The organism is Pseudoxanthomonas sp. (assembly GCF_036845285.1).
GTDB lineage: Bacteria > Pseudomonadota > Gammaproteobacteria > Xanthomonadales > Xanthomonadaceae > Pseudoxanthomonas_A.
The window spans coordinates 13,298-32,652 of sequence record NZ_DAIUEE010000007.1; the positions used below are offsets into that span (position 1 = coordinate 13,298).

Annotated in this window: 12 protein-coding genes and 1 pseudogene; 11 read left to right on the forward strand and 2 right to left on the reverse strand. The window is 65.8% G+C overall.

Annotation, left to right across the window (positions count from 1 at the left end):
* Positions 1-62: 62 nt before the first annotated feature.
* The 7 genes from V7060_RS10225 (at position 63) to V7060_RS10255 (ending at position 9,953) form a co-directional block, all read left to right on the forward strand.
* Positions 63-2,051 (forward strand): sigma-54-dependent Fis family transcriptional regulator, encoded by a 1,989-nt coding sequence (locus tag V7060_RS10225; RefSeq protein ID WP_334179138.1) that lies wholly within the window; start codon positions 63-65, stop codon positions 2,049-2,051.
* Between the two features lie 399 nt (positions 2,052-2,450).
* Positions 2,451-3,311 carry a transporter gene (locus tag V7060_RS10230; RefSeq protein WP_334179139.1) on the forward strand — a complete coding sequence of 287 codons (861 nt, stop codon included), beginning with the start codon at positions 2,451-2,453 and terminating at the stop codon, positions 3,309-3,311.
* Positions 3,312-3,381: 70 nt separating this feature from the next.
* Positions 3,382-4,818 carry an aldehyde dehydrogenase gene (aldA, locus tag V7060_RS10235; protein ID WP_334179140.1) on the forward strand — a complete coding sequence of 479 codons (1,437 nt, stop codon included), beginning with the start codon at positions 3,382-3,384 and terminating at the stop codon, positions 4,816-4,818.
* A gap of 17 nt (positions 4,819-4,835) precedes the next feature.
* The gene (locus V7060_RS10240) at positions 4,836-5,468 is read left to right on the forward strand and encodes a Rieske (2Fe-2S) protein (RefSeq protein WP_334179141.1); all 633 of its coding nucleotides are present in this window, start codon (positions 4,836-4,838) and stop codon (positions 5,466-5,468) included.
* A gap of 71 nt (positions 5,469-5,539) precedes the next feature.
* On the forward strand, positions 5,540-7,267 hold the full coding sequence (locus tag V7060_RS10245) for a PQQ-dependent dehydrogenase, methanol/ethanol family (RefSeq protein WP_334179142.1): 1,728 nt from the start codon (positions 5,540-5,542) through the stop codon (positions 7,265-7,267).
* An 84-nt stretch (positions 7,268-7,351) separates the two neighbouring features.
* Positions 7,352-7,810, forward strand: a complete 459-nt coding sequence (gene azu / locus V7060_RS10250) for an azurin (protein WP_334179335.1) — start codon at positions 7,352-7,354, stop codon at positions 7,808-7,810.
* A 67-nt stretch (positions 7,811-7,877) separates the two neighbouring features.
* Positions 7,878-9,953 (forward strand): TonB-dependent receptor, encoded by a 2,076-nt coding sequence (locus tag V7060_RS10255; RefSeq protein WP_334179336.1) that lies wholly within the window; start codon positions 7,878-7,880, stop codon positions 9,951-9,953.
* A gap of 12 nt (positions 9,954-9,965) precedes the next feature.
* Here the strand turns inward: V7060_RS10255 and V7060_RS10260 are convergent, their stop codons facing one another.
* Both V7060_RS10260 and V7060_RS10265 read right to left on the reverse strand, forming a co-directional pair.
* Positions 9,966-10,784: a polysaccharide deacetylase family protein gene (locus V7060_RS10260; protein WP_334179143.1), complete on the reverse strand. Its 819-nt coding sequence runs from the start codon at positions 10,782-10,784 to the stop codon at positions 9,966-9,968.
* Positions 10,785-10,786: 2 nt separating this feature from the next.
* Complete coding sequence (locus V7060_RS10265; protein ID WP_334179337.1) at positions 10,787-12,184, reverse strand: glycoside hydrolase family 30 protein; 1,398 nt, start codon at positions 12,182-12,184, stop codon at positions 10,787-10,789.
* Between the two features lie 361 nt (positions 12,185-12,545).
* Here V7060_RS10265 and V7060_RS10270 point away from each other — a divergent pair, with 361 nt between their 5' ends.
* The 4 genes and pseudogenes from V7060_RS10270 to V7060_RS10285 all read left to right on the forward strand — a co-directional run bounded on the left by V7060_RS10270 (position 12,546) and on the right by V7060_RS10285 (position 19,355).
* Positions 12,546-13,556: a LacI family DNA-binding transcriptional regulator gene (locus V7060_RS10270; RefSeq protein WP_334179144.1), complete on the forward strand. Its 1,011-nt coding sequence runs from the start codon at positions 12,546-12,548 to the stop codon at positions 13,554-13,556.
* A gap of 351 nt (positions 13,557-13,907) precedes the next feature.
* Positions 13,908-16,951, forward strand: a pseudogene (locus tag V7060_RS10275) (TonB-dependent receptor).
* A 130-nt stretch (positions 16,952-17,081) separates the two neighbouring features.
* The gene (locus tag V7060_RS10280; RefSeq protein ID WP_334179145.1) at positions 17,082-18,635 is read left to right on the forward strand and encodes a tryptophan halogenase family protein; all 1,554 of its coding nucleotides are present in this window, start codon (positions 17,082-17,084) and stop codon (positions 18,633-18,635) included.
* A 12-nt stretch (positions 18,636-18,647) separates the two neighbouring features.
* A complete protein-coding gene (locus V7060_RS10285; RefSeq protein WP_334179146.1) occupies positions 18,648-19,355 on the forward strand; it encodes a SapC family protein in 708 nt (235 codons plus the stop codon).

Consider the following 19,355-nt stretch of genomic DNA (forward strand, 5'->3'; position numbering starts at 1 on the left):
AGTCCATACACACGAACGGCACGCAAGCGGGAGCGTTTTCGGCCGGCCTTGGGAGGGGTGGCATGGCAACTGTCCAACAACACGTCGAAACGGTATTGCGGGTGATCCATTCGGGATCGCCGAACACCGGAAGCAACGCCAATACCGATCTGATCCACCGTTCGTGGCGCCGCTGCGCCACCGAACACGCACTCGATCCGGCGATGCGCCCGGACGTGCGGATCGAAACGAATTCGCGCCTGCGCGAATGCCGCCAGCAGGTGGAAGACCATCTGCACGTGGCGCGCGCCGGCATGGAGCAGCTCTACAAGCACGTTTCCGAACTCGGGTACGTCTTGCTGCTGACCGATGCGGAAGGCGTCACCCTGGATTTCATCGGCAACGACACCTGGGATGCGCCCCTGCGCCGCGCCGGCCTGGCGCTGGGCGCCAACTGGAACGAGATCCATGCCGGCACCAACGGCATCGGCACCTGCATCGCCGAGCAGTCCACGGTGATCTGCGACCGCGAGGACCATTTCTACATCGGCCACATCGGGCTCAGCTGTACCAGCACGCCGCTGTACGATCCCGACGGCGCCTTCATGGGTGCGCTGGACGTGTCGGCGCTTTCTTCGCCCGATCGGCGCGAAAGCCTGCACCTGGCCCGCCACCTGACCGTGCTGCACGCGCGGATGATCGAGGACGCCAACTTCATCCGCCAGTTCCGCGCGCACTGGATCCTGCGCCTCGGCACCGTCGGTCCGCTGGTCGATGTCTGCGGTGAGCTGATGCTGGCGGTGGACCGCGACGGCCGCATCGTCGGTGCCAACAGCGGTGCCCGCCAGCAGCTGCGGCTCCTGGAGTCGCTGCACACGCGCGACGCGGCGCGTGCGCAATTGGTCGGGAACCACCTGACCGGCGTGTTCGGTACGCGGATCGACGACATCTGGCGCCTGACCAAGGGCACGTCGCACGATTCGCGTGGCGTGGTGACCACGTGGGACGGCCAGGGCTACCACGCGTCGATGATTGCGCCCAAGACTGCACCGCGCATGCAGGTCGTCGATGCCGGCGAGGCGCAGCGGAATCCCACGCAGGACAGTGCGCTCTCGCGGCTGTCGGGCGGCGATCCGCGCATGGACCAGCTGCTCGAGCGCGCGGCGCGCCTGGTCGACAAGCCCGTCAGCATTTTCCTGCAGGGCGAAACCGGCACCGGCAAGGAGGTCCTCGCCCGGGCGCTGCATGATGCCAGCCGTCGTGCGGAGCGTCCGTTCGTGGCGGTCAACTGCGCGGCCATCCCGGAATCGCTGATCGAGAGCGAGTTGTTCGGCTATGCGCCAGGCACGTTCACCGGCGCTCGCAGCAAGGGCATGAAGGGGCTGATCCAGCGTTCCGATGGCGGCACGCTGTTCCTCGACGAGATCGGCGACATGCCGCTGCCGCTGCAGACCCGTCTGCTGCGCGTGCTGGCGGAACACGAGGTCCTGCCGCTGGGTGCGGATGCCCCGGTGCGCGTGGACCTCAATGTCGTCGCGGCCTCGCACCGCGACCTGCGCCGGCAGATCGTGGCGGGCACGTTCCGCGAGGATCTGTACTACCGCTTGTGCGGTGCCACGCTGGCGTTGCCGGCGCTGCGCGAACGCGGCGACAAGGCATTCCTCATCCAGCGCATCCTGAAGATGGAAGCGCAGGCGATGGGCGTGCGTGCCGAGATCGATCCGCAGGCCGTCGCCGCACTGCTGCGGCACGAGTGGCCGGGCAACATTCGCGAACTGCGCAATGCGCTGTGCTATGCGCTGTCGATCGCCGATGGCGCCACCATCGGCGTGGATCATTTGCCGCAGGAGGTCATGGAAGACGATGCGCTGTCCTCGCAGATGACGGCGACGGTGATCCCGTTCCCGCGCGAGGCTGCGGTTGGCGACGACGAGCGCGCGCTGTTGCTGGAGGTGCTCCGCCGCAACCGCTGGAACATCAGCGAGGCCGCGCGCGACCTGGGCGCGTGTCGCGCCACGGTCTACCGGCGGATGAAGCGCTTGGACATCGTGTCGCCGACACAGACGGAATAACGCCGCTTTCCTGCTGCTCCGCATGGTGGTTGCCATGCGATGACCCGACGGCCCGTCCATGACGGGCCGTCTTCGTTTGCGCCGTCGATGCGGACGTTGAAGGCCGGCGGGGTGCGACACCTGTCGCAGGGGGCTGCGACAGGTGGTCGCACCTACCTGTCGCATACGCATTGCACTGCCGCATGGATTCTGCGGCATTCGCCGATGCCGTTGGCGACAAGTCATTGATTCGACACGCATGCACGCCCAACGCTCCGTTGCACTGCAACGTGGCACGCGGCTTGCGCTAACGCCTGCGTGGACCTGATGCGCGTGCGCAGCGGTCCCGGAACCACCGCCGCCGCACGGACGAAGTTCCGCGAGCCGGGCGGTCCATTCACTCGGGAGGGAAGCACCACCATGAAGAGAGAGACGATGCCGTCGCTGCCGCGCCTGCTGCCGCTGGCCTTGCTGCCGCTGCTGGCGATCGCGGGCACGGCCAGCGCGCAGACCACGTTCGACGTGATCGGTCCGCGCGAATACGAGTTGCCGGTCGGCTTCGAGCCGTTCAACGTGTTCGTGCAGTACGCCACGTACCAGGACAACGGGCGCATCTTCAACGCCGATGGCGACCGCGTCGACGGTTCCGGCAGCAAGGCATTGACCGGCCTGTCCAAGTACGTGCGCTTCTGGACGCCGGAATCGAACAAGAAGATCGGCGTGGCCTGGGAAGTGATCGTGCCCGAGGTCTCCATCCGCAACCGGCGTGCCCCGGAAGGCGACCGCCACATCAGCGGCATCGGCGATCCGCTGACCGGCTTCGCCATCTGGTACAAGCCCAGCGAGAAGGCCACGCTCGGCTTCCAGTCGTTCGTGCAGATCCCCACCGGCACCGAGCGCGTCAGCGACACCAACTGGAAGAACCTCTCTAGCTTTTTCTGGGACTGGCGCATGGGCGACAAGTTCGGCTGGACCGGCGACGCCGGTTTCGTCTGGCAGAGCCGGCGCGACAGTGGCATCCAGCCCGGCCTGACGCTGCACACCAACAACCGCTTCGCCTACCGCGCGTCGCAGCGGCTGGAGCCGTTCCTGGCACTCGATGCCGAGCACACGGAATCGAACGACGGCCTGCCGACCGGCTGGGCCGTAGACGCCGGCGCCGGCCTGATGGTGCATACATTCGACAACCAGTCGATCACGTTGCGCTACTCGACCTCGCTCGACGGCAAGAACCACAGCGTCAACGACAGCTTCAACCTCAAGTACGCCTACGTGTGGTGATCGCCGCACACGGCGCGCCGTTCCCCATGGACGGCGCGCCCGCAAGGACAACGCAAGCCAAGGAAACCCCATGACACAGACCTACCAGAACTACATCGATGGCGCGTTCGTCGCCGGCGGCGGCGCGACCGTCGACGTCACCAACCCGGCCGACGGCGCCCTGCTGGCGCGCATTCCCGACAGCGATGCCGCGACCGTGGACGCCGCGGTATCCGCGGCGCGGCGCGCGCAGCCGGCGTGGGAGAAGCTGGCGCCGATCGAACGCGCCGGCTACCTGCGCAAGATCTCCACCAAGCTGCGCGAGCACCGCCAGGACCTGGCCGGCGTGATCGTCCGCGAGCAGGGCAAGATCCAACAGCTGGCGCAGGTCGAAGTCGACTTCACCGCCGACTACATCGACTACATGGCCGAGTGGGCGCGCCGCCTGGAAGGCGAGATCCTCACCAGCGACCGCGCCAACGAGAACATCTTCCTGTTCCGCAAGCCGATCGGCGTGGTCGCCGGCATCCTGCCATGGAACTTCCCGTTCTTCCTGATCGCCCGCAAGCTGGCGCCCGCGCTGATCACCGGCAACACCATCGTGATCAAGCCCAGCGAGGAAACGCCGATCAATGCGTACGAGTTCGCCAAACTCGTCGCTGAGACCGACCTGCCGAAGGGCGTGTTCAACCTGGTCGGCGGCCTCGGCCGCAGCACCGGGCAGGCGCTGGTCGAGCATCCGCAGGTCGACCTGATCACCTTCACCGGCAGCGTGGCCACCGGCAGCCGCATCATGCAGACGGCCGGCCGCAATCTGACGCGGGTGAACCTGGAACTCGGCGGCAAGGCCCCGGCCATCGTGCTGGCCGATGCCGATCTCGACCTGGCGGCCAAGGCGATCTACGACTCGCGCGTGATCAACACCGGGCAGGTCTGCAACTGCGCCGAGCGCGTCTACGTCGAGCGCGGTGCGCACGAAGCGCTGGTCGAGCGGCTGGTGAAGCTGTTCCGCGACACGAAGTACGGCGATCCGTCCGAACGCGACGACCTGCAGATGGGGCCGCTGGTCAACCAGGCCGGCCTGGACAAGGTGTCGGCGGCAGTCGAGCAGGCCAAGCGCGACGGCGCCACCATCGTCACCGGCGGCAAGCCGGCCGAGCTGGGCAAGGGCTTCCACTACGAGCCGACGCTGATCGTCGACGCGCGCGCCGACATGGCGATCATGCGCGAAGAGATCTTCGGGCCGGTGCTGCCGATCCAGGTGGTCGACAGCCTCGACGAGGCCATCGCGCTGGCCAACGATTCCGAGTACGGGCTGACGTCGTCGATCTTCACCCGCGACATCAATGCCGCGTTCAAGGCGGCACGCGAGCTGCGCTTCGGCGAGACCTACATCAACCGCGAGCATTTCGAAGCCATGCAGGGCTTCCACGCGGGCCGGCGCAAGTCCGGCATCGGCGGTGCCGACGGCAAGCACGGCCTGCTCGAGTTCACCGAGACCCATGTGGTCTACCTGCAGACGCCCTGAAGAAGAGAGTAGCCACGATGAGCGAAGCGAAAGAACAGGGCGGTTGCGCGTGCGCATGCGCCGGACATCCCGACGACAAGGGGCGACGCAGCATGCTGAGCGGCGCCCTCGCGCTGGCGGCGCTGGCGCCGCTGGCCGCGGTCAGCGGCGGTGCGCAGGCGCAGGCGGCCGCACCGCCCGCCACGCGTAGTCCGAAGCCCGAGCCGGGCGACAAGCTGGCTTTCATGATCGGGCCGAAGGCGGGCAAGGAAGTGAAGCCTGCCGATATCGAAGTCGGCAAGCCGCCGGTGCTCGCGTATCCGATGGATCCGGCGACCGGCAAGGTGCTGATCTCGAAAGCCAACCTGCTGACCGTGGTGCGGCTGAAGCCGGCCGACCTGAAGCCGACCAGCGCCCGCAACGCCGCCGACGGCATCGTCGCGTTCTCGTCGTTGTGCACGCACTACGGCTGTCCCATCACCACGCTGCACCCGAGCCAGACGCAGATCGTCTGCAACTGCCATGGCTCGGTATTCGACGCGGCCAACCGCGGCGCCGTCACCACCGGGCCGGCCACGCGCCGGCTCGCGATGCTGCCGGTGACGATCAAGGACGGCGCGCTGGTGGTCAGCGGCAAGTTCGACGGACCGCTCGGTCCGCCGACCACCTGATCAGCGCGCCGTTCCACATCCACGTTCCTTTTTGCACCACACACACCAACGCTTCACCCGGGAGGAGACCCATGCACCTGAAACTCATCACGGCCGCGCTTGTCGCGTCCCTCGCTTCGGCCCCGCTCGCGGCGGCCGATTACCAACCCGTCACCGACGCGCGCCTGGCGAAGCAGGAGCCGGCGAACTGGCTGCTGACCAAGGGCAACTACGCCGGCTGGAGCTACAGCGAACTGGACCAGGTCACCACCGCCAATGTCGCCAAGCTGCGGCCGGTGTGGTCCGCAGCCACCGGCGTCAACTCGGGTCATGAGGCGCCCGCGATCGTCAACGGCGACTACATGTTCGTGGCCACGCCGCACAACCAGGTGATTGCCTACGACACGCGTACCGGCAAGGTCCGCTGGAAGTTCGTGCGCGAAGTGCCGGAAGGCCTCGGCGCGCTCCATCGCACCAACCGCGGCGTATCGCTGTACGGCGATAAGGTGTACGTCGGCAGCATCGACTGCATGCTCAGTGCGCTGGATGCGAAGACCGGTGAGCTGGTGTGGGAAGCGCAGGTCTGCGACTGGGAACAGGATAGCGCCTACATCACGTCCGCACCGCTGGTGGTCAAGGGCAAGGTGCTGATCGGACCGTCCGGCGGCGAGTTCGGCGTGCGCGGCTTCCTCAAGGCGTTCGATGCCGAAACCGGCAAGCTGGCGTGGACGCGCTACAGCGTTCCGGGGCCGGGCGAGAAGGGCTTCGAGACGTGGCCGCAGGACGGCGAGTGGAAGGACGCGTGGAAGAACGGCGGCGGCACCATGTGGATGCCGGGCAACTACGACGCGACCAACAACGTCATCTACTGGGGCGTCGGCAACGGCGCACCGTGGCTGGGCGACCAGCGTCCGGGCGACAACCTGTATCTCGCCTCGGTGCTCGCGCTCGATCCGGAAAGCGGCGACATCGTCAGCCACTTCCAGTACCACTGGAACGATTCGTGGGACTGGGCAGGCATGAACGCGCCGACGCTGGTGGAGTTCAACCGCAACGGCAAGAAGGTCTCCGGCCTGATCAGCGCGCAGCGCAACGGCCGCCTGTACTGGCTGGACCGCGACGACAAGGGCCAGATCACCTACAACAAGTCCGAGCCGTACGTGACCAACACGGTGTTCACCAGCATCGATCCGAAGACCGGCCGTCCGACCTACAACGAAGAGGCCAAGCCGGCGACCGGCAAGACGCGCACCTACTGCCCCAGCCTGTGGGGCGGCAAAGACTGGCCGTACGAGGCGTACAACCCGAAGACCGGCATGCTGTACATCCCGTACAACGACAACCACTGCCTCACCCTGACCGGCATGATCCAGCCGCGTATCCCGGGGCAATGGTCGGCGGGCGTGGACATCAACCGCCTCGACCTGTCGGTGAAGAAGGACTTCGACCACATCGGCGGCATCCAGGCGTGGAGCGTGGACGGCGGCAAGGAAGTGTGGCGCGAGAAGTATCCGCACTCGTGGAACTGGGGTTCGATCATGACCACGGCCGGTGGCGTGCTGTTCGCCGGCGGCACCAACGACCGCATGTTCCGTGCGTACGACGCCAAGACGGGCAAGCTGCTGTGGGAGTTCCCCACGCCGTCCGGCATCATCGCGCCGCCCAGCACCTTCACCGTCGATGGCAAGCAGTACATCGCCGTGGTCTCGGGCTGGGGTGTGGATGCGCAATGGATCCAGGGCAAGATGCACGGCTTGGCGGGATGGGAGAAGGCGGTGCCGGAAGGCGGTTCGGTGTGGGTGTTCGCCCTGGGCGACTGATCCGCGCAACCGTTGTCTCCTGACTGCGCGGCCCCGATGACGGGGTCGCGCAGTGCAATCACCACGATTTTCAGGCACTCCCCCATGTCACCGAACTACACGATCCCTTCTCTCGCGGTGGCCTTGCTCGCGCTGCTTCCGCTGCACGCGGCGGCCAAGATCTGCAACGTGGCCATCGGCAGCAACGATGCGATGCAGTTCGACAAGCAGGAGATCCGCATCGCCGCCGACTGCACGCAGGTGAAACTGACGCTGCGGCATACTGGCGCCCTTCCCGCCGACGTGATGGGCCACAACTGGGTGTTGACCACCACCGCCGATCTCGAGGCGCTCGCCACCGCCGCCGGCAAGCTTCCCTCCAGCAGCGATCATGTACCCAAGGGCGACGCGCGCGTGCTCGCGGCCAGCAAGGTGGTGGGCGGTGGCCAGTCCACTACCTTCACCTTCCCAACGTCGGCGCTGCGCAAGGGCGGCGACTACACGTTTTTCTGCTCGGTACCGGGTCACTGGATGATGATGAAAGGCAAGCTGGTGTTCGGGTGATCCGCGCATGCGCATGAGGTCGCGCGTGTCGCCGCTGCTGGGTGCTGCGCTGCTGGCGCCAGGTGCCATGGCAGCATCCACGGGCGAGCCGGCGGCGCCGATGGAAACGCTCGATCGCGTGGTCGTGACCGCGACGCGGCTGGAGACGGTGGACGCCTTCGATGCGCCGGCCTCGACCAGCGTGGTCGCGCTGGGCGACGGCGGCGCGCGTCCGCAGGCGGCGCTGTCGGAAGTGCTGGACGGGATTCCCGGTCTGCTCGCGCGCGAACGGCAGAACCTCGCGCAGGACATGCAGCTGTCGATCCGCGGCTTCGGTGCGCGTTCGACCTTCGGCGTGCGCGGGCTGCGGCTGTACGCCGATGGCGTGCCGGCGACGATGCCGGACGGGCAGGGACAGGTCTCGCACGTCACCATGCTCGCGGCGGACCGCGTCGAGGTGTTGCGCGGCCCGTTCTCGGCACTGCACGGCAACTCTTCCGGCGGCGTGATCCAGGTGTGGAGCGATATTCCCGACGAAGGACACGAAGCGCGCGTGCAGGCCAGCGTGGCCAGCCACGACAGCACCGTGATCGGCGCGCGCTTGCGTGGCGCGGGCGACGTGCTGGGCTACAGCGTGGCCGCCTCGGTGCTGGATACGCAGGGCTACCGCGACCACAGTGCGGCGCGACGGGAATCGTTGAATGCCAAGCTGCGGTTCCGTCCCGGCACAGGCACGCTGGACCTGCTGCTCAACCATTTCAATGCGCCCAATGCCAAGGATCCCCTGGGCCTGACGCGGGTGCAGGCATGGCAGGATCCAAGCCAGGCCTCGCCGGTCGCGACCCAGTACGACACGCGCAAATCCGTCCGCCAGGACCAGCTGGGCGCGGTCTACGAGTGGCCCTTCGCCGACGGTCACCGCCTGCGCGCGATGGCCTATGGCGGACGGCGCGAGGTGGAGCAGTACCTGGCGTTGCCGATCGCGGCGCAGGCCAACCGGCTGAATTCCGGTGGCGTGATCGATCTCGACAACGACTACGGCGGCGCCGACCTGCGCTGGTCGTGGAGCGGCGATCTGGCCGGGCGCCCGTTCGAACTGAGTGCAGGCGCCAATGCGGACCGCCAGCGCCAGCATCGCCGCGGCTACGAGAACTTCGTCGGCACGACGCTGGGCGTGCGCGGTGCGCTGCGTCGCGACGAGCGCAACCAGGTATGGAACGTGGACCAGTACGCGCAGGCGTGGTGGCGCATCGCACCGCGCTGGTCGCTGCTGATGGGCGCGCGCCACAGCCGGGTCGGTTTCCGTTCGGACGACGACTACATCGCGACCGGCAATCCCGACGACAGCGGCCGCGTGGCCTACGAGCGCACGACGCCGGTGGCTGGCGTGGTGTTCGCGCCGGTGGATGCGTGGCGCGTGTATGTCTCGTTCGGCCGCGGCTTCGAAACGCCGACGTTCAACGAGGTCGGTTATCGCGCCGATGGCGGCGCCGGGCTAGCGTTCGACCTGCGCCCGGCGACCACCCGCAATGCAGAGCTGGGGATGAAGTGGCGCGGCGAGCACGGCGCCCGCGTCGAAGCCGCGTTGTTCCGCGCCGATACCGACGACGAACTGGCGGTCGCGCGCAATGTCGGCGGCCGCAGCAGCTTCCGCAATGTCGGCGCCGCCCGCCGGCAGGGCGTGGAGATGCAGGCGGACATGCCGCTATCGGAGGCCTGGCAACTGCAGGCCGCCTACACCTGGCTGGATGCGACCTTCCGCGACAGCTTTCCCATCTGCACGGCGAGTGGCTGTACGTCGCCCGTAGTGCAGGTGGCGGCCGGTACCCGCATCCCGGGCGTCGCACGGCAGCAGGCCTCGCTGCGGCTGCGCTGGCAGGGCGCACACTGGAACGCCGCGGCGCAGCTGCTCGGCGTGGGTGATGTGACCGTGAACGATACCGGCAGTGAGCGGGCACCCGGCTATGGCTTGCTCAACCTGGAAGTCGCGCGCGACTGGTTGGTAGGCAGTGGACGCCTGCAGGGCTTCGCGCGCATCGATAATGCGCTGGACCGCTTCCACATCGGGTCGGTCATCGTCAACGAAGGCAACGGGCGCTTTTACGAACCGGGTGCGGACCGCACGTTCACCGTCGGCCTGCGCTGGCTGTGGGCGGACGGCTGACGTACAGCCGGCTCAGGGCGGTGATGCGTCTTTCGCAGGCTGCCGGGAAGCGACGTACTGCATGATGTCGATGAAGGGCGCCACCCAGTAGACATCCGGGTGCGCGGCGAGATGGCGCAGCAGCTGCTCATGCGCCTCGTTCGACACCGCGAGGTGGTCGCCGCCGATGCCGTGGAAGGTGAAGCTGACCATCGTGCCGCGACGCGCGGCCTCTTCCACGCGTGCGATCAGCTGTTCGCCGGTCACGTCCACGGGCACATCGACCGGTACGGCGGCGGGATCGAGCGTGGCCATGTCGGCGACCACGCCGCCACTGCCGCGCTTGATCGCCACGAACTCCGACGCGACGGCATCGACATAGTTGCCGTCGCTCGCCTGCGTATCGCCGCAGGGCACGGTCATGGTGCGTGTGGTGCGGCCGTCCAGCGCCATCAGCATCACGTTCGCCAGCCGTATCTGGTCGGCCATCTGCCCGACCGTGGTGGTGTCGAGGTTGCGCTGCGGTTCCACCCAGGCGCGATCCGGGAGCGAGGCCGAGCACTGGTGGAACAGGCTGTGGTTGCCGAGCTCGTGGCCGTTGCGCGCGGCGGCGACCCATTCCTGCTGCCGCGTGCGTAGCGTGTCGGCCGCCAGTGTCAGGTAGAAGCTGCCCTTCAGCCCATGACGGTCGAGCGCGGGAATCGCGTTGTCGAGTTGCGACGGTGCGGCGTCGTCGTAGGCGAGGCTGACGGCGGCCTTCTGGCCGTCGGGCCACGGGAACGGTTCGGCCGCCTGCACCGTGCCGGCGACGGTCGCCAGCACAAGCAGGGCGAAGCGCCGTGCGCCGCGCATGCCTACTGTACCAGCGTCTGGATGGCGCGGGCAGGAATCGTTACCACCGCCGAATCCTGCCCGACATAGAAGTTGTACGCGATCTCCTTGTCGGTCGGGTTCATCACCACCGTTGCCAGGCGTCCGTCGGGATTGACGAAGGCGGTGGCCAGCAGGGTGCTGCGGCTGCTCGCCGTGCTGACGCGACGCGCTGCCGGCCGGATGAACCTGGAGAAGTGGCCGATGTAGTAGTAGCTGGGCGTGTAGATCAGTTCGCCCGTGCGCGTGTCGGCGTGCAGCGGCGCGAAGCAGAAGTTGCCGACGTGATTCGGGCCGCCGGTCTGGTCGAGCAGCATGTTCCAGTCGGTCCATCCCACGGCGCCGTTGTTGAAGTCGTTGATCATGGACGTGCCGTAGCGTTCGGCGTTCGGCCAGTGCTGGTAGCGGGCCGGGTCGAACTTCTCCACCGCCGCTTCGGTCAGCAGTACCGGCTTGTCGGGGAAGGCTTCTGTCACCGCCGCCACGTTGCGGAACATCGGATCGAAGCCGGCCCACGTCTCGTACCAGTGGAAGCCCAGGCCCCACGCATACTTCGCCGCTTCCGGATCGCCCAGGATCACCTGCGCGCGGTACAGCATCATGTCGCGGTTGTGGTCCCATACGATGATCTTCTTGTCCGCATAGCCGGCGGCATGCATCGTCGGGCCGAGGTGCAGCTTGAGGAAATCGCGCTCCTCTTCGGCCGTGTACAGCATCGACTCCCACGTCTGCGTGGCCATCGGTTCGTTCTGGATGGTGATGCCCCAGATCGGGATGCCTTCCTTCTCGTAGGCCTGGATGAACTTCACGAAGTAGTTCGCCCATGCGTCCCGGTACTCCGGCAGCAGCGCGCCGCCCTTCAGCATGTGCCGGTTGGTCTTCATGAAGGCCGGCGCGCTCCACGGGCTGGCGTACAACGGCAATGCACCACCGGCGGCCGCGATGGCCTGTTTGATCATCGGGATGCGCGCCTGGCGGTCGTGGTCGATGGAGAACGTGGCGAGCGCCTTGTCGCCCTCTTCGACGTAGGTATAGCTGGCGGAACTGAAATCGGAGCTGTGGATGGTGGTACGCGCGATCGAATAGCCGATCCCGTCCTGCTTGTCGTAGTACGCACGCATGAACTCGGCGCGCTTCTCCGGCGACAGCGTGGCGTAGACCTCGGCGGTGGAATCGGTGATCGCGCCGCCGATGCCGAGCAGCGCCTGGTGCCGCTTCGACGGGTCGACGAAAATCGAGTTCTCCACCTCGGTCAGCTTGTGGCCCGGCTTCAGCGTGGCGGTGCCGGTGCGCGCAAGCCGCTGTGTGCTGTCCTGTGCCGTGGTGTAGATGGTGACGATGGCGGGTGCGCCGGCGGCGCGCGCGTCAGGCGCGTCCGCCATCATCGACAGGCCCAGCACGGCGGCGGCGAACAGGGGGGTATGGCGCATCGGCAGGGTCCTCGTGGGCGCGACACGGCGTCCCGCGCAGTACGGCGGGCGATGTCGGATCGGATAGTTGACAGCGCTGTCATACAGTTGCTACACCATGCTGTCAACCGGGCGGTGTCGGCGCCCGCGCGAGCGCGTCGTGCAGCGGGGATTTTGCGTGTTGTGCGTCGCGCGGCGTGCTGCCATGCAGCATGGGAGGTGCGTCGCCTGCCGGTCCTGTTCGCGATGGACACGATACCCACCGACGCGTGGCGCTGTCAGAATCCGGCCTCGTTGTCGGAAGGGATGGATGAAGTGGAGCGGAAACCGTCTTATGCGTAGTCGGATCGAGGATGTGGCCGCCGCCGCAGGCGTTTCGATGAAGACCGTGTCGCGCGTGCTCAACAACGAGCCCAACGTGCGCGACGAGATGCGCCAGCGGGTCATGGCCGCGGTCGAGAAGCTGCAGTACCGCCCCAACCTGTCGGCGCGCAGCCTGGCGGGCCAGCGTTCCTACGTGATCGCGCTGGTCTACAACAATCCTTCGCGCAACTACCTGATGGAGATCCAGAGCGGCATGCTGGATGCCTGTCGTGACAACCACTACAACCTGGTCCTGGCACCCGTGGGTGCGCCGAAGCAGCGCAAGGCCGACGACCTGAAAGTCGTGTTCGAGCATTTCTCCCCGGATGGCGTGGTGCTGATTCCGCCGTTGACGGACGATCCCGTGGTGCTGGAGTTCCTGGAATCGCACGACGTGCCGTTCGCCTGCATCGCGCCCAAGCATCCCAGCGACCGCATCGGTGTGATGATGGACGAGACGGCAGCGGTGCTGGAACTGATCGAGGGGTTGGTGGCGCAAGGCCATCGCCGCATCGCCCACATCAAGGGACCGCCCGCGCACGGTGCATGCCAGTGGCGCTACAAGGGCTACAAGGATGCGCTGCGCAAGGCGGGGCTGGACTACGACGCCGACCTGGTCGTGCAGGGCGCTTTCTCGTTCGAATCGGGTATCGAGGCGGGCGACCGGTTGCTCGATCTGTCCGCACCGCCGACAGCCATCTTCGCCGCCAACGACGACATGGCCGCGGGCGTGATCCGCGCCGCCTGCGAGCGTGGCCTGGCGGTGCCGCGCGATATCTCCGTATGCGGCTTCGACGACACGCCCATCGCGCGCCACATCTATCCCGCGCTCACGACGGTACGCCAGCCCACGTCGGAAATGGGCCGGCTGGCGACGCTGCAATTGCTGGCCCGCATCCGCGCCGATGACGGTGGCTGCATGGTGCACGTCGAGCACGAAGTCCTTTTCCGCGAGTCGACACAGCCACCCGCCAAGCGTTGACGCGTGCGTCGGCGCTGGTCGATCTGGACCTTTTCTGGCCTCTGTGGTCGTGCCACGGCATTGGCGTCCATCATGTCCGGATGCCATACCAATAGAAAACCTTAGGCGTCGCGGTCAGAAAAAAATGTTGTGAAGTCGTGTTGCGTCGATAGTCCGGAAAACGGTTTCAGCTGCGTCGCAACATCGACTTCATGGCTTAAAACAAGCGGTTTTTTCGCTTATGTAAGTCGATTGGCGAAAAGTTGACAACGCTGTCAATCGCGCGTCCAATGCGGCCCAATGTGAGGGGCGAAGGGGTCCTCGAGCACGTTCATCCACGTCATTCGTGAATTTCCGGAGAGGGGAAAGTCCATGAAGCAAGTGCAATCCGTTCCAAGGAAGCGGGTGCTGACATCCGCATTGTTGCTGGCGCTCGCCGGCCCCGCGTGGGCGCAGCAGGCAGAGCCGCAGAGTGCAAGTCCCGCACCCACCACCGCCGAACAGGCAGATCCCACCGAGCTCGACACCATCGTCGTCACCGGTATCCGGGCCAGCCTTGAGTCGTCGATGAACCTCAAGCGCGATGCGCAAGGTGTCGTCGATGGCATCGTCGCGGAGGACATCGGCAAATTCCCCGATACCAACCTCGCCGAGTCGCTGCAACGCATCAGCGGTGTATCGATCGATCGCACGCCCAGTGGCGAAGGCTCGAAGGTCACGGTGCGCGGTATCGGGCCAGACCACAACCTCGTGCTCCTCAACGGCCGCCAGATGCCTGGCGCGCTGTTGAACGGTTTCTCCGCTTCCAACTCGCGCGCGTTCGATTTCGCCAACCTGGCGTCGGAAGCGGTGTCAGGCATCGAGGTCTACAAGACCGGTCTGGCCTCCAATCCGACCGGCGGCATCGGCGCGACCATCAACATCAAGACGGCCCGGCCGCTGGAAAGCGGGACGCTGGCGAATGTGGGTGTGAAGACCGTCCACGACACGTCCAACGGCAACCTGCCGAAGATCATGCAGGGCGACGATTGGACCGGTGAGATGTCGGGCATCTTCAGCCAGACGTTCGCCGATGGAAAGTTCGGTATCGCCGTCAACGGCAGCTACCAGGAACGCGACAGTGGCTTCAGCCAGGTCGGCGTGACCGCGGGCTGGCGCACGCATTTCGGTGGCGAGGGTGGTTGGGGTGCGATCGCGCCGGGAACGCCAGGCAATGCCAACCTGCCCGGTCCGGCCGATCTGTACTCGGTACCGCAGAACCTCAACTACAGCGTCAATGGCATCTCGCGTCAGCGCACCAATGGCCAGGTGACCCTGCAGTGGGCGCCGACGGACCGCATCACCACGACGCTGGACTACACGTACTCCGAAAACAAGATCCAGACGCGCCGCAACGAGATGTCGGTGTGGTTCAACTTCGTCGGCGTTGAGAGTGCCTGGACCGACGGCCCTGCCGCGGGTCCGGTGTTCTACCGTGAAAACATCCCGTGCACCGGCACCCAGAATGCCAACGGTACCTACGAGGGATGCAGCGATCTCGCCATGGCTGGCGGCATCAGCGCAACCAAGGCCGAGAACGAATCGGTTGGCTTCAACGTCGAATGGGAAGTGTCGGACGCGCTGGACCTGGCGTTCGACTATCACCGCTCCACCGCTGAGTTGAAGCCCGATAGCGACTGGGGGACGTCGGGCAACATCGGTACCGCCGCCTGGATCCGTGGCGATACGACGGTCTATTTCGATGGCGAACTGCCGATCCTCAGCTACGAGCTGGCGCCGGGTGTCACGGGCGTGAATCCGTCGCAGGCGCGCCCGACCGGCCGCCAGTTCGTGAACGGCTACTCGCGCGGCGAAGTAGATCAGGGCCAGCTGAGCGGTACGTTCAAGTTCGGCGACTACTCCGACCTGAAGTTCGGCGTCGCCAATACCGAGGTCAAGAACCGGACGGCATGGGGTATCAACGAGAATGCGGACTGGGGCGGGATTGGGTCTGCATCCGATTTCGACGACAGCCTCTGGCAGATCGACGACATGTCGCGATACTTCAATGCGTTCCCCGGTTACAAGGATCCGCGTTTCAACAGTCAGTCCTGGTCTTCGACTACGAGCGCATGCGCCAGGCCGTCGGTAATTTCACCGGCAGGCCGGACTTGGCACGTCGCCCAGACGATTACAATCGTGCCGACCTGCGTACCACTGAGAAAACCCGCAGCGCCTATCTGCAGTACAGCACCAGCTGGCAGACACGGATTCCCGTCAACCTGGCGGTGGGCGTGCGTTACGAAAAGACCGAGATTGAATCCGGAGCCCAGGTCGATACCCCGGTCCTCGTGCGCTGGGTAGCGGACAACGAGTTCTTCACCGACATGGGCGACAAGTCGTTCACCACCATGACCGGCGAGTACGACTACGTGCTGCCGAACATCGATACCAGCTTCGAACTTACGGAAGACATGGTGTTGCGCGCCAGCTATGGCCACTCGCTCGGCCGTCCCGGCTGGCAGGATATCCAGGGTGGACAGACCGTCAGCCCGCTGCTTCGCGTCAACGGCGGCAGCGGCAACTCGGGCAATCCGAACCTGAAGCCGCTGCTGTCGAAGAACATCGACCTGTCGTACGAATGGTATTACGCCGATGCCAGCTACTTCTCGGTCGGGTACTACCGCAAGAATATTTCCAACTACATCGACAGTGGTGCGGGATCGTTCCAGGACACGCTGTTCAGTCTACCCACGCCCGTGGGTGGGGCGTACTGGAACGCTGCCATCGGCGCCGGAGGTTGCGGCAGCGCGGACGTGGGGTGCATCCGCGACTACATCTTCGCCAACTTCGATGGTCAGCCGGGCGTGGACAGCACGGCGGGAAGTGCCGGCGAAATCACCGGCGTCGCCGGCGACCCGCTGGTGGTGTACAACGTTACCATCCCGGGCAACGCTGGTTCGCACAAGCTCAATGGTTTCGAGCTCAGCGTACAGCACATGTTCGGCGACAGCGGTTTCGGCTTGGCCGCCAACTACACCATCGTCGATAGCGACAGCCTGTCTTACAACAACAATGCCAAGGGTCCGCAGCAGGTGCTGATCGGCCTGAGCGACTCGGCCAACCTCGTGGGCTTCTACGACAAGGGGCCGTGGCAGGTACGTTTGGCGTACAACTGGCGCGACAAGTTCCTCAACGCGCAATACGACGGCGATGCTTCCGACGTCGCGAAGAACAATCCGGTGTATGTCGAGGATTATGGGCAGCTCGACTTGAGCGTCGGCTACAAGTTCAGCGATCGCTTCTCGGTCCAGTTCGAGGGCATCAATCTCACGGATGAAACCATGCGCCTCAGTGAACGCAACAAGAACACGCTGTTCTACGGCACTCAGACCGGCCCGCGTTACATGCTCGGTTTCCGCTACAACTTCCGCTGACGTTCGACGGCTTGCCCAGGCCCTACACTGGCCTGGGCGGCATCGCCAAAGCCGCTGGTTTTCAGCGGCTTTGGTTTTTGGGGCGGGCGTCATGCATGCCGCCAGGCGAGCGCACACACGAGGGAGCAGCGTGGATCTTCCTGTCAGGCACATAGTCATCCTAGGAGGCGGTTCTGCCGGCTGGCTCACGGCCGCCGTGCTGGCGGCCGAGCACCAGGCCGCTTCGGACACCGGGTTGCGGATCACGCTGATCGAATCGCCCGATGTCGCGACGGTAGGCGTGGGTGAAGGCACCTGGCCGACCATGCGCGACACCTTGCGCAGGACCGGCGTCAACGAAACGGATTTCATCCGCGAGTGCGACGCAGCGTTCAAGCAGGGATCCAAGTTCGTCCACTGGCGCGAAGAGGTGGAGGGCGACTACTACCACCATCCCTTCGTGTTGCCACCGGGATTCCTGGAAACCCACCTGGCCACCGGCTGGATGGCGCACCGCGACGTGCCCTTCAGCATGCTGACGTGCTTCCAGGCACATCTCTGCGAGGCAGGCAAGTCGCCCAAGCAGTTCGCCACGCCGGAATGGGCGTCCGTGGCCAATTACGCCTACCACCTGGATGCCGCCAAGCTTGGCGTGTTCCTGCGCAAGCACTGCGTCGAGAAGCTCGGCGTGCGGCACATCGCGGACCACATGGTCGAAGTGGAAACGCACGAAAACGGCGACATCGCGGCGTTGCGGACGCGCGAGCATGGGGCGATCGAAGGTGACCTGTTCGTGGACTGCAGCGGCATGCGGGCGCTGCTGATCGGCCAGCACTACGGCGTCGAAATAGAATCGCAGAAAGACGTACTGTTCAACGACCGCGCCATCGCCACGCGGGTGCCTTACGCAGATCCTTCCGTGGAGATCGCCTGCCAGACCATCTCGACCGCGCAGGAGGCGGGATGGATCTGGGACATCGGGCTGCAGAGCCGGCGCGGCATCGGTCATGTCTATTCCAGCACCCATACGACCGACGAGGCCGCAGAGGCCGCACTGCGCCGCTACATCGCAGCGACAGGCGGGCGCGAACAGGACATCGAGTCGTTGCCAAAGATCGTGATACGTCCGGGCTTCAGGCGGGGGGCATGGCACCGGAACTGCGTGGCCATCGGCCTGTCCAGCGGCTTCATGGAGCCGCTCGAAGCCTCGTCGCTGGTCATGGTGGAACTCGCCGCGGGCATGCTGGCCGACCAGATGCCCGCCACGCGCGCTGCCGTGGACATCGTCGCCAGGCGCTACAACGACACGTTCAGCTACCGCTGGGATCGCATCGTCGATTTCCTGAAGTTGCACTACGTGCTCAGCAAGCGCGACGACAGCGCGTACTGGCGCGACAACCGCAGGCCGGAAACGATCCCGGAGCGTCTGCGCGATCTGCTCGAGTTCTGGCGCCATCAGCCGCCTTCGCGCTACGACCTCAACCGGGTCGAGGAAGTGTTCCCTTCGGCGAGCTACCAGTTCATCCTCTACGGCATGGGATTCATGCCTGACGCACGGCCGACCACGCGGCGCATGGATGACGTGCGGCGCTCCGAAGAGTACTTCCGCCAGTCCGCCGACATCGCAAGGAAGATGCTGGCGGCATTGCCCGGGCATCGCGAGATGCTCGATCATGTGATGACGCGCGGAATGCCGCGCATCTAGGACAGCCCAACGATGCCCCGACACGCCCAGGTCAACAACATCGACCACAAGGATCTGAAGATCGATACCCGGCGCAGCGCTGCGCTGGGCGACGATGTCGGTTTTGCCGCCACGTTCCCGGCCGAGTTCCGCGACCTGCAGGCCTGCTATCCCATCGTGTTCCGCAAGGACGCCCACGGTGTGTTGTCGCCGGTCGCCTTGCTCGGGTTCGAAGAAGGGCGGAACCTGTTCCTCGACGGCGAGCGCTGGGATGCGCACTACCTGCCGCTGGCGATCGAACGGCAGCCGTTCCTGATCGGGAGAAACGGCGACGAGTTGACGGTGCATATCGACCTCGACAATCCCAGGGTCGGCCGCACCGATGGCGAGCCATTGTTCCGCGAACACGGCGGCAACACCGAGTACCTGGACCGTACCGCCTCGGTGCTTCTCACTCTGCACAACGGGCTGGAACGCGTGCCTGCCTTCGTCGATGCCCTGATGGCACTCGATTTGCTGGAATCTTTCGCGCTGGATGTGGAGCTGGATGATGGCTCGCTCAATCGCCTGGCCGGCTACTACACCATCAACGAAGACCGCCTCCGCGGCCTCGATGCCAAGGCGTTGGGCCAGTTGCACGCAGCGGGCCACCTGGAGCCGATCTTCATGGCGGTGGCATCGATTTCGAACTTCCGTTCCCTGATCGACAGGATGAATCGGAGCCGTGCTGGCGGACGCTAA

What these genes read in the sequence shown, in the direction of transcription:
- V7060_RS10225 (WP_334179138.1), top strand. Translation starts at nt 63, where the DNA reads ATGGCAACTGTCCAACAACACGTCGAAACGGTATTGCGGGTGATCCAT.
- V7060_RS10230 (WP_334179139.1), top strand. Translation starts at nt 2,451, where the DNA reads ATGAAGAGAGAGACGATGCCGTCGCTGCCGCGCCTGCTGCCGCTGGCC.
- aldA (WP_334179140.1), top strand. Translation starts at nt 3,382, where the DNA reads ATGACACAGACCTACCAGAACTACATCGATGGCGCGTTCGTCGCCGGC.
- V7060_RS10240 (WP_334179141.1), top strand. Translation starts at nt 4,836, where the DNA reads ATGAGCGAAGCGAAAGAACAGGGCGGTTGCGCGTGCGCATGCGCCGGA.
- V7060_RS10245 (WP_334179142.1), top strand. Translation starts at nt 5,540, where the DNA reads ATGCACCTGAAACTCATCACGGCCGCGCTTGTCGCGTCCCTCGCTTCG.
- azu (WP_334179335.1), top strand. Translation starts at nt 7,352, where the DNA reads ATGTCACCGAACTACACGATCCCTTCTCTCGCGGTGGCCTTGCTCGCG.
- V7060_RS10255 (WP_334179336.1), top strand. Translation starts at nt 7,878, where the DNA reads ATGGCAGCATCCACGGGCGAGCCGGCGGCGCCGATGGAAACGCTCGAT.
- V7060_RS10260 (WP_334179143.1), bottom strand. Translation starts at nt 10,784, where the DNA reads ATGCGCGGCGCACGGCGCTTCGCCCTGCTTGTGCTGGCGACCGTCGCC.
- V7060_RS10265 (WP_334179337.1), bottom strand. Translation starts at nt 12,184, where the DNA reads ATGGCGGACGCGCCTGACGCGCGCGCCGCCGGCGCACCCGCCATCGTC.
- V7060_RS10270 (WP_334179144.1), top strand. Translation starts at nt 12,546, where the DNA reads ATGCGTAGTCGGATCGAGGATGTGGCCGCCGCCGCAGGCGTTTCGATG.
- V7060_RS10285 (WP_334179146.1), top strand. Translation starts at nt 18,648, where the DNA reads ATGCCCCGACACGCCCAGGTCAACAACATCGACCACAAGGATCTGAAG.